General features: G+C 44.6%; 4 protein-coding genes. 1 reads left to right on the top strand and 3 read right to left on the bottom strand.

The window, feature by feature from the left end:
- Positions 1 to 455, top strand: a 455-nt coding sequence (locus ARB69_RS27495) for a hypothetical protein (protein ID WP_207643122.1), incomplete at its 5' end; no start/stop codon positions are given.
- On the opposite strand, the gene ARB69_RS22420 is transcribed toward ARB69_RS27495, so the two are convergent.
- Genes ARB69_RS22420 through ARB69_RS22410 form a run of 3 tightly spaced genes read right to left on the bottom strand, consistent with a single transcriptional unit; the run spans position 445 to position 11,440 of the window.
- Complete coding sequence (locus ARB69_RS22420; RefSeq protein WP_055155053.1) at positions 445 to 6,033, bottom strand: phage tail spike protein; 5,589 nt, start codon at positions 6,031 to 6,033, stop codon at positions 445 to 447. The genes ARB69_RS27495 and ARB69_RS22420 overlap by 11 nt on opposite strands.
- Entirely contained in the window at positions 6,033 to 7,505 is a 1,473-nt protein-coding gene (locus tag ARB69_RS22415) for a distal tail protein Dit (RefSeq protein WP_055155052.1), read from the bottom strand. The genes ARB69_RS22420 and ARB69_RS22415 overlap by 1 nt, the downstream gene beginning before the upstream one ends.
- On the bottom strand, positions 7,502 to 11,440 hold the full coding sequence (locus ARB69_RS22410; protein WP_055155051.1) for a phage tail tape measure protein: 3,939 nt from the start codon (positions 11,438 to 11,440) through the stop codon (positions 7,502 to 7,504). Before ARB69_RS22410 ends, ARB69_RS22415 begins: the two co-directional genes overlap by 4 nt.
- Positions 11,441 to 11,506 lie beyond the last annotated feature (66 nt).

Here is an 11,506-nt window from a genome sequence, read left to right as displayed (position 1 = left end):
GTTATCACGCTGGCGGTTGTTATAATGGTATCTGCATTAATATACAATTGATTTACTCTCCTTATTGGTATTTTCTGTCAAAAATAAGACCGGCGCCGGTCTGTCTCTTGTTCTCATATTCATCTTCCTTTTTTCTACTAAATCGCAATATGGAATATAAAACATATACTGCGACCAACGTCAATTCCAACATAGGCAACAAGTCCATCATAGTCAAAGCCAATGCCTACGACTGCAAGATAAACGGATTTTTATACCTAAATCCAGCAACGTATGATAATGATACCATTCTTTTCCAAACGCCATTGAAACCCACCGGAACCATTTATTTTTCCACGACCGTTGCCGGAAGGGGATTTAAGGTAATGACCGATGGGTCGGTTCGGGCAAATGGTGTATACACTGTAAGCGCTGGCATATATGTATATTTTGGTGTTAGTTTTGCTATTGCCTAATCATGCATTCTCCGGTTATGGCTATAGCGTCATTAACTGATGGCATTGTGCCTATAAGCTGCACTGTTCCGTTTTGGCAAATGGCTGACGTGACTTGAGTCCCCTTTGTGGCATTAAAAAAGTTTAGGACAGCCATATTGGCCCTGATGGCAGGCAGCCCTTCCACGATGGCATCATAGCTGTTTACAGTAGTGTTAATCCGTACAGTCAGGTTAATTATAAGTTTTCCTGCCTGCGTGTAGACATTTCCGCTGCTATATGTGCAGCGCTTTAGAGTGTACGGCATTACCACTGCCTCTAAATTGCGATTTAGCTCATCAATTTTTCCAGCAATATCTATACCATTTACAAATACTCCGGCTCCATTTACTTCTACTTCGTTAATTTTTGTAGCTAAATTTTTGTCGGCGTATAGTCTAGCGTATACGCCCCCTTCTGAAAAAGATGCTGCTGGATATCCGACTTTCCCATTTCCATACATCATTGAAACTTCCGCTGTATTAGATTCTATCCAACCTTCTGCCACGTTAAACTCCACCGTATTTTTTGAATTTTTTATATCTCCGGCTGTAATCTTCCCCAGATTTGCGCTTAATGCAGATAATGACTCAGCCTTAATGTTTGTGGCGGCGAAGAGATATGTTTCCCATTTTGTTCCAGTCCAACGGTATGTGACATCTTTCGTAAGTCCGCTGACGGTTCCTGTGTGCTTCCAGAGCATGCCGTCAAATTTATTAGATGGTTCTGTAGCGGACACTATTACACCGGTTGGTTCGCCCTGCTCCCCTTTGTCGCCTGTAGCCCCCTTTAGCGCCAAGGAAAAGGAAAAATCTTTTGTAAAACTTTTTCCGTCTACCGTAATGGCGATTGCCACATTGCCGGTTTTTGTAGTTAATGAAGTCGTGGCCTTGAATGTTATCTTACACGCAGTTGTCCCGTTTCCGGATACATCCGCCGTAAGGCCCGTAATCCCAGTAGCGACCCCCGTAGCATTCCCAGACACGGCTGTGCTACCGATCTTAGTAATTGTTGCCGCTACCTGAGTCGTATTTTTCCAGGCATTTACGTTTGTGTATGTGCTTCCGGCTACCGCCGCAGATACCCCAGCGGCAAATGAATAGGACTCGTTGCTTAATAATACTGTATAGCCGGTTCCAGGAGTACCGGTGTCCCCCTTATCTCCCTTGATAAGCGACCATGTATAGTCAGAGGCTGTTGTACTTTCTGTTGCCGTAGTTTTGTTGTAAGCCAATCCAATGTAGGTTTTACCGGCGGGATCATCCGACATATTCGCCCCAGATGCACTTGTTGCATATTTTATCCAGGTATAATACGTTTTCCCGTCTGTCCCTTTCGGCCCGGCAACTCCCTGATCGCCTTTTGCGCCCTTTATCAGCGACCATGTATAGTCACTGTAATTGCTGCTCTCTGTAGCTGTTGTTTTGTTATAAGCAAGTCCAATATACGCCTTTCCGGCAGGATCATCACTCATCCCTGTAGTAGGCGTGTCTGCATATTTTAACCATGTATAATAAGTCTTGCCGTCTGCTCCTTTTGGCCCCTGGACTCCTTGCGGACCCTGCGGGCCTGTAGCGCCGGTTTCGCCTTTGATCTTCGTCCATGAATATTTAGTAGGATCCGCGCTGTCGGCAGCTGTGTAGTCTGTATACTGTCCAATATACAATTTGTTTGCACTATCAGATACAGAAAATCCGGTTGATCCATTCGCGCTATTCGCATAGGCAATGTGTAAGTATGGGGTCTTCCCATCAACTCCGGCCTTCCCAGGAGTGCCTTGTGCACCGTCCGCACCTTTGATCTTGCTCCATGCATATTTTGTAGGGTCTGAACTGTCTGTAACCGTGTTGTCTACGTACATACCTATATAAGTTCTATTGCTATCAGATACAGAGAAGTCAGTGGATCCATCAGCACTGTTTGCATAGGCGATATGCGTATAGCTACTTTTTCCATCCGCTCCCTTTGGCCCCTGGATGCCCTGATCTCCTTTCTCTCCTTGTAATCCCTGGAGACCTCGTGGGCCAGTATCACCTTTTTCGCCTTTTGATCCAGTTGCGCATACAGGGTTTGTAGTTATATTCGTGTCGTCCGTGTAAGTTATAATAGATCGAGTCCACACGTATTTTCCATCTTCCCATGCAGGAGCTGTATTAACCCATTCTCCTCCCGACTGTGTAGTGGCACTGTCAGACTGATAATATTGCTCTACAATAGATTTGATTCCTTTTCCCGTTGCTCCCGTGATGCATGTCGGATCAGTAGTAACCGTAGTGGTATCGGCGTAAGTTTTCTTTGTCCGCGTCCACATATATTTCCCGTCTTCCCATGTCGGAGCTGTGGTCTGCCAGTTACCTCCCGCCAGTGACGTATCACTTGTGGATAGATAATACTCAACATCCACATTTGTGATTGCGCTGTCAATTTGATGCTGTATATCTTCCGGTGCAGGCGTCCAATCGAATGGAACATTGCCCTTTTCTAGCATTAGGTTAGAGATACTGCCACCGGTTGTATACGCTCCTCGTATTTCAACGTTAAACGGATACGCTCTAACAGTATAATCATCTGGATTAGCATAAAAATCAGCTAATACTGATGAATTTATGGGCGTTGTATAACAGGCATATTTGCCAACATATGAGCCTTCATTTTCAGTCAGAGTAATCAATGAGTTCAGACCTAAAAACGTATGCTTATTTGTGGCTGTATTTGGCCCAGAGTGAGACCCATACCAATACTTTACTGTACCATCAGTGTGCGTTAAGGTGAACTGATAATAAGCTCCTACTCGGTTTAACGTATAATCTGCGTTTTTGTATGCTCTTGGTATGTTGATGTCGTATGACAAAATTAAAGATGATCCATCTCTAAAACTTAACAAAAATGCTTTGGGGTCGTCAGTAATAATCGGAGATAGAGGATAGGCCTTAACATAACTAAAGGCTGTGAAATCTTCTGTCTCTTCGGCTATAAGTGGCACAGATGTACCTAAGACGAGATTTCTTCCACTGATCTGCATTTCATTGACGGCCTCCCATGAGCTATCGCATAACGGGGTTGTATACACTATCGATGTCGGGTTTTTATATATAATTTTGCTCCGTGTCCAGACATACTTCCCGCTGCTCCATGTCGGCGGCGTTGGTTCCCAATTTCCTCCATTCTGTTCCGTTTTTGAAGTTGACAGGTAATACTCTTCTGTAATAGACTCCACTCCTGTTCCAGCTTCTCCGGTACCACCTTTGCTTCCAGTGATACATACTGGGTTGGTTTCGGAAGTGGATCCGTTGCTTAGGTTTGTAATAGTTTTTGTCCAAATGTATTTCCCATCCACCCAATCCGGCGCTGTGGTCTGCCAGCTACCTCCGATCTGTTCCGTTGGGCTTGTTGATAAGTAGTATTCCACATCTACCGATGTAATTCCGGTTCCGGGAGCACCTGGGTCTCCCTTTTCGCCATCCGATCCATCCCGTAATTTTGCAAGCGTTATAGTGTCCATAGCTACTTGCCCGGAATCTATGGCCCGGATCACGGCAGTGTTCCCGACCCATGCAACAGATGCTTCATCTATCGTGATTGTTACGTTCGTTTGAGAAGGAATGAAATCGGCCCATATACCGTATTCATTGTGATACTGCCATTTTCCATGATTTGTATTCTGGTATTCGGCAGTTATTACCAGCGCGGCTGGTACGGGTGTGGTGGATCCAGATTCGTATTTCATAATTTGATTTCCGGTAACCGTACACAATTTTGCGTCTTCCCCGTGGTATCCGTCTTTAACTTTTGCGTAAGTGAATGTAAGTGTACATGATATTCCATCCAGAGTGACAGGTATATTTATCACACCGTTGTCCGGCATGTCTTTGCCTTTTTTTCCGGTTATGGTGATTGTGGATCCGCTTAAGCTAAATGCAAAACCACTAACCGTTGGCAATGTTCCAATAACAGGCGTTATCTGCTTAGTGCCTTTGTATCCCACAACCACAGTGGATACGGATATATTTTTTGTAAGGTTGCCTTCGTAGTCCGCATTAAATACGTGGCTTGTGGTACTTAAATACAGCGTATATGCATCAGCCCCAGTGGCTCCATCTTCCCCCGGCCTTCCCTGGTCACCGTCATTCACGTTGGCTATAGTCGCCTCGGCATATCCCCGTAATATGCCGGCTTTGTCCGTGGCTTCATAGCGGTATACCGCTTTGCCAGATATATCCGCTGCATTAACCGTAATGGATTTTGCTGTGGACAATTTTTCTCCATCCACCGTCCATTGTATTGTGAGGCTGCCTGTCATATCTTTTCCCGTGTCCATGACAGAGGCGGTCAACGTAGTGGATCCTTCGCCGTTTTTAAATACGATCCCGTTGTCGGTAAGGATTGAACATGTATACACCTTATTCTCTGCAATGAGCTTCTGCATGGCGTTCAGTAGCGCCTTGTCGATCTGGCTTTGAAGTTCCTTGAAATTATCGAATGTGGTCTTATTTTGTGCAGGATCTGTGAAACTCCTAGACTGCTCTGTAACTCTGGCTTGCAGGTACAGAGGCGGGTTATATACATCATCTATAATCGTTACTGTGTCCCCGATATCTGTATCGAAATATCCCTCTACCTCGTACTGTACCTGTGGCACGCAGTTCTTTTTGAGTTCCGCCAAGGCCTGGCCGTACAGAGTATTGACGTTGTCCGTGTCATAGCTCCAATCTACTGTGCTGTACCTATCTGTCCCGACATTGTTGCTCGGAAACCGGTCGCGGGCCTGTACCGCACGGATACATCCGTCACCCTTCGGTGACTGGTACTCTATGTTCCCGCTTGCATCCTTTTCGGTCTTATCCAGGTTTGTTATCATAAGACCATCCTTGCCAGTAGGCCGGATTGCTGTATATAGCTCTGTAATATCACTGGTCTTGGTGATCCCAGACACTTCTTTTCCATACCGCAGGATTATGTCTTGTCGGTATCGTCCCAATCCCTGGTCTGTGCTGGAATGCTTCTTATAGACATTCAAGACTATTCTTTTCAGGGAATAGTCATTATTAAGCTGCGGGACAAATTCAACCTCCGCATCAAACACAGTTGCCAGCGAATAGATCCGGGCCAGCACTGTATCTGATCCAGTCCATTCATTGGTTATGGCCTTGTCTGCCACCTCATTGATATTGAGCGTCAGAACTTTTTCGAAGTCGAATACATTCAGATACTCTGAAAATTTCATGGCCTTTGAAGCCTTATAAACGTCCACACGTTCGTTAAGCAGCTCCAAATTAAGGCTGTACGCTTCAACTTCTACCTCGTATTCATCTCGTACAACACGCACAATATTAAAATAATAATCCTTCTTTCTCCATTTAAACGACAGCTTATTGCCTTCCACCAGGCTTACCGACTCCGGGTGCTGTGCATTGGTCTTGAATGTATATGTGCTTGCTGCCCCCTTGAGATACTCATGCAGCTCATCGTCATAATAATGCATTGCCTCGGGAGCTTCATTGTCTAAAAAAGCGCGTACCTCATCATACGCGCTCAATACTGCTATTCTTATATTATCCATTATAGATATGCCTCCCTTATCTTGGCTGTAATAGTTGGTGCAGGATCGGCAAAGTCCGAATAAAAGAACTGCACCTTAGTTTCCCCCGGCGGGGCTTTTGGGTAATTGCTACCTACGATCTCGTCTTCCTGGCTTATTACTCCGTTGGTATAGACTTTGGTGTCCTTGCCGTTAATGTATACCACGTCACCAGATTGATACCGGTTTGGAATGTCGTACCAATAATTTACATTGTCCTTGCGGAAAAACAAATAATCCCAGTACATCCTTGTCACCAGAGCATTTTTGCTCATTGTCCCATGTTGACCGGAAAAAATGCTTATGTACTTGGCCTGTTTTGTCTTAGATGCAGCACTGCCGTATAATGTGTATACCCCGCCGCCAAAATAAAATTGGAACTTCTGCCCTGACTTTTTGATGTATATATGCCCCTTGTCGTGAGTCGTACATCCCTTATAATCCGGAATGAAACTCACCCTTTGTTTTTCCACTCCCTCGACATCAAACATAGCATAAGCAAGATTTTTACCCAGTTCGTATTTCGCCACCCTGATGCTTGCCAGATGGTTCCCCGCTGTATCACCGATACTCAGCATGAGCATCCCTGTTTGAGCAATTGTGCCCGTCTCAAACCAGACCTTGGCCTGGACATAAAAATTCTGCGCGCCCACAACGCCACCGGAGTCTGCCGGGATAGTTACCATCTTACTCGCTCCATGCCATGTACCGGCTCCGCTCCCGATGTTATCCAGGGCCAGCCACTTATGCCCCTCGTAAGGTCCGACAATTTTAAATGTGCCGTTTTTGATGTAATTAAATCCAAGTATCCCCTGACCGTCTGTCATGGCACTGTATGCCTCTGGGGTACGGTAATTTATGAGCTGCTGTGTCTTCTGCCGGGTTTCCCCGTCCTGTTCCCCTGCGTCCCCCAGCTGGATCACTCCGTCTTTGGTTACAATCCCTATAAATCCGTTTTCAGATTTGTGGGTTATTGTGTAATCTATGGGGACTGATTCTGTGCCGTTGTTTACTATCGTAGTCTCTAGTACACCGCTACTATTTTTAACAGCAGTGAAGGTCTTTTCTACCACAGAATGGGCCAGTCCGTCTGGGATTAGCCATGTTATTGTCCCTTCTCCCAAACATTCCCAATCATCAAAATCTAAATCATTCATTGGGACTGCATAGAATACCCGGTCAGTAGCATTACCAAATACCAATTCCTTTGGCTCATCTACATTCAAAATGCGTTGCAACATATCGTACTTTGATTTTATATCTCCAGATATCGTAAAAGGCATTGGAATTGTTTTTGTTTTGTAGGTAGTATATTTAAAATCTTCCCCACGCATTATTCTTCCTACTGATGTTGTTTCTGGATCCCACTTTGGGCCAGAGAATGCGGTAAAGCCTTGTAATACATCTATATAAGTATTCAATTCTATACCGTTAAATTTTACAGATAGACTCATGGTCTCACTCCATTCAACATTGTCTTAAGGTTGCTATTTTTCTGCTGTTCTTGCGCCATTGGAAGTGCCATAAGTTTTATGACTTCTCGTTTATCAAATTCTGCGGATATGTATATAGGGCGTTTTGACATTTCATATCCAAGCCTTTTATAATCAATTTCTAATGGCTTATTTAATACATTTGCCAATCCATCAACATAGCTTCTTTCTTTTGCTTCAGCAATAGAAATCACTCTATTTGCCGCCATACTCTGGCGGACATCCATCGTAGCATTAATTCTTTCCATAGCTTCAGGGATATCAATATCACCCAATTTGAGCTTTAATGTAGCTGAATCCATGTCCAGTGCATCAAGAGTACTTTTTGCCAGATCACTTGCGGCTGATATTGCATAATCTTTATTTTTTTCTATTCCAATTCCTAACCCTAAATCAAAGTTTTTTCCTGATTTTTTGGTTTTACGAGAGGGGGAACGTTCATCAAGTGCATGTTTAAGAGCGTTATATGCGCTAATTGCCAATTCAGCCGCTGCACTTGCCGCCCTTCCTAACCATGCCCCTATACCTTGGACAAATCCAGCTCCAAAATCAGACCCTGGGGTATAACCATCAGCCGTTCCGGCTCCTGATTTTGCATTATCTGCCAGCTCCCGCCCTTTAGAATTTGCTTCGCCGGATTTACTACCAACACCGGAAGCAAATAGTGATCCGAATTTTCCACCTGTAGGACTTGGATTAACTGATCCAGCACCTGAATTTGCATTATCAGATAGACCTTTTCCTTGACCAAGCAAGAAACCAAACATTCCACCGATACCGCCGCCAAATAGGCTGCCAAATAATCCCCCTGTGGGAGATGGATCAACAGAACCAGCGCCAGCGTTTGCTGCATCCGCATTTGATTTTCCAGCAAGCCGAGAATTCTCTTGTTGACCAGAGACTCCTATTCCAAAAAAGCTCATAATATTGCTGCCGATTTCTCTTGCACCTTCAAACAATCCCGAACTTCTTAATGTGTCTAAAAATGAGGATGCTACGGATGTACCCTTCGCATTAAGATCTTCTTTTCCTATATCTAGTCCTTCTGAAGCACCTTCCCACACGCCCTTGAATATCTCTCTGACTTTTTTTGAGGGAGAATTTATTTCCAGAACTGCCCTAAGAGCTTCGAGAAAAGAGGTGCCCTCTTCTTCGGCTTTGTCCTGGATTTTATCAAATCCCTCCAGCCCTTCCATAGCTCCTTCTACAGCAGATTCGAATTTTGATTGCATTTCAGATGGAAGAGTATCATATGCCTGCACTAGAGCTTGCAAGCTCGCCTTTCCCTCATCGTTTAATTTTCCATCCAGATCCGCCTGCGCTAGTGCAGACAGCATTGCCGCCCCAGCCTCCGGGCCTATATCCTGTATACCCTTTGCGATTCCTCCGGGGAGCTGATTAAAGTTGTCTATCGTCTTTGCTGCTGCATCGGCCATCTGTCCATATATTTCATCTGCTACTTTTATTGTTCCATCTTGAATTAAACTAAGATTTTCAACATACCCATTCGCCTGTTCATAAAGTGCATTCCTTGTTTCTTCTGACGCTGATAAAGCCTCACTTGTATAGGAACGGTATGAGGATACTAAAGTATTCAACGCTTCTTGTATTTTGGCAGAATCTCCAGAAGCTACAGCTTCTTGTAAGGCGCGATAATTGTCTACTTCCGCAGACAGTTCTTCCATTTTAGTCTTTGCATCTCTTACTTCTTCGTTGGCATCTTTCTGGGCATCTTTTGCTGCCTTTAGCTTCTTTTCCGCCTGATTTAAAGCATGTCCGTACCCTAACGCAGTTTCAGAACCTTCTTTCAATGCTTTATCATAGTCCTCTTGCGCTTGCTTTTTAGCTTTTGTAAGCTCTTTTACTTGCTCATCCTTTTTTGCCGCAGATGAGGCTGCATCTTTATACTTATTTATTGCATCTTCAGTGTTTTTGTAGGCATTTGCCATATCTTCTTGCATGGAACTTAATACAGCTTCGGCCTCTTTCTTTAAGATTACTTCTTCTATCGCTTTAACTACTTCACCATATTTCTGTATCTGTCCGTCAAGTAGTTCTATTTCAATTCCAAGTGCTTCTGAAAGCATGCCTGTAATTACTTTTGCACGTTCTTCATAGCCCGCCTTTACATTTCCGTTTGCATCAGTAATACTCTGCAATTCACCTAAAAGATTTTCATAGCCGCTGTATTCCTTATCTATTGAAGCAATAGATTCCTCTCTCGCTTCTCTCTGCATCTTTAGGCTATCTGTACATTCCTGAAGCGCGGTCAGATTTTCTTTTTCTGCGTCAGTTAGTCCATATGTTTTTTCAATATTGTCCTCAGCCGTAGCAATATAAGCAATTGTTCCAGCTGTAAGAGCTGCGATTGCAGTAACTGCCAACCCTATTGGATTTGCTTTTATTGCAGTGGTAAGTGCAAGCTGCGCTTTTGTAAATAATCCTGTTGCTGCTGCAGCAGCGGTCGATTCTCCTGTCAGTATAGCAGTAACAGCCGCACTTGCTTTCATCGCTGTTGTAGAAGCCTTAGTTGCTGTACCCAATACTTTAAATGCCGTGTACCCTGCTATTGCAAGTGGAATTAATTTATCCATATTTTTAGCAAGGGAACTGATAGCCTTTATAGCAAGTGGCCCTACTGTCTTTCCAATACTCGAAACCGATTTTGCCATATTCTTTAGAGGTGTTATGATCCCATCAGCCTCGTCACTTGTATCCGCAATCTTATTTGCTAATTCATTAAAGATATCCCCGGCTTTTTCTACCACTCCATGCAAACCGCCAGAATCAAATGCATTTGAAAGCCTTTCTACGCATTCGATGCCCGTATCTGCGGCAGCTTTCAGTGGCCCCTGCATCTTCTCATAGACTTTAATCCCGAAACCCTCCAGAGACGATCCAAGAATAGTCAAGCTCCCCTGTAGATTGTCCTGCATGGTCTCCGCCATACTCTGAGCCGCGCCATCGGCGTCATTGATTGATGCTACAAGGCTGTTAAAATCAGCATCACTTGCACCAACGATTGCCAGCAGGCCCGACATTGCCTCCTGGCCCGCAATAGATGAGGCATAGCTTGCTTTCTGGCTATCATCCAAGTTTGCAAAACCGGATCTCAAATCTTTGATGGTCTCCATAAGAGGCTTCATGGTTCCATCAGCATTGGTTACACTTATCCCCAATGCCTCTAAAGCGCCTGCCGCTTCTTTTGGTGGGTCGACTAAACGGGTCAACATGGCTCTCAGAGATGTTCCGGCCTGTTCCCCTTTGATTCCTGCATTTGCCATCAATCCAATAGCTGTCGCAGTGTCCTCTATGGAATACTTCAATGCGCCGGAAATAGGCGCTGCATACTTAAATGTTGCCCCCATCATCCCAATGTTTGTATTAGATGAGGATGCCGCTTTAGCCAAAACATCAGCGAAATGTGCGCTATCGGAAGCAGAAAGCCCGAATGCAGTGATTGCATCTGTAACTATATCAGATACCCTGGCAAGGTCTTCTCCTGATGCTGCTGCCAGGTTCATAACGCCTTCAATGCCGTTCAGCATATCTTCTGTCTTCCAGCCCGCCATTGCCATGTATTCAAACGCGCTGGCAGCCTCTGTTGCACTAAATTTTGTCTTTGCGCCCATTTCCTTGGCTTTATCAGACAGCGCATCTAAATTGTCTCCTGTTGCCCCTGAGATGGCGGAAACTTTACTCATGCCGGCTTCGAAATCGCTGCCGACTTTTATAGCATAGCCTGCAACAGCACCCATCGCCGTTCCAACCGCTCCCGCAGCTACCGCCACGCCTTTAAGTGCACTCTTCGAAAAACCGGAGAATTTCGCCATAGCGGATTGGGCTTTGGTGCTGTCTAATTCTGTATTAATTTTAATTGTACCGTCTTTTGCCATTGCGTCACCTTCCTAATGTAACGCAAAAAAGGCACAGCCTTTCGCCATGCCTAAATTGCTTAATTC

This window comes from Faecalicatena contorta (genome assembly GCF_001404335.1).
Classification (GTDB): domain Bacteria; phylum Bacillota; class Clostridia; order Lachnospirales; family Lachnospiraceae; genus Faecalicatena; species Faecalicatena contortus_B.
Note: the sequence above shows the minus strand (reverse complement) of the source record. Positions and strands in the feature narration are given on the sequence as shown.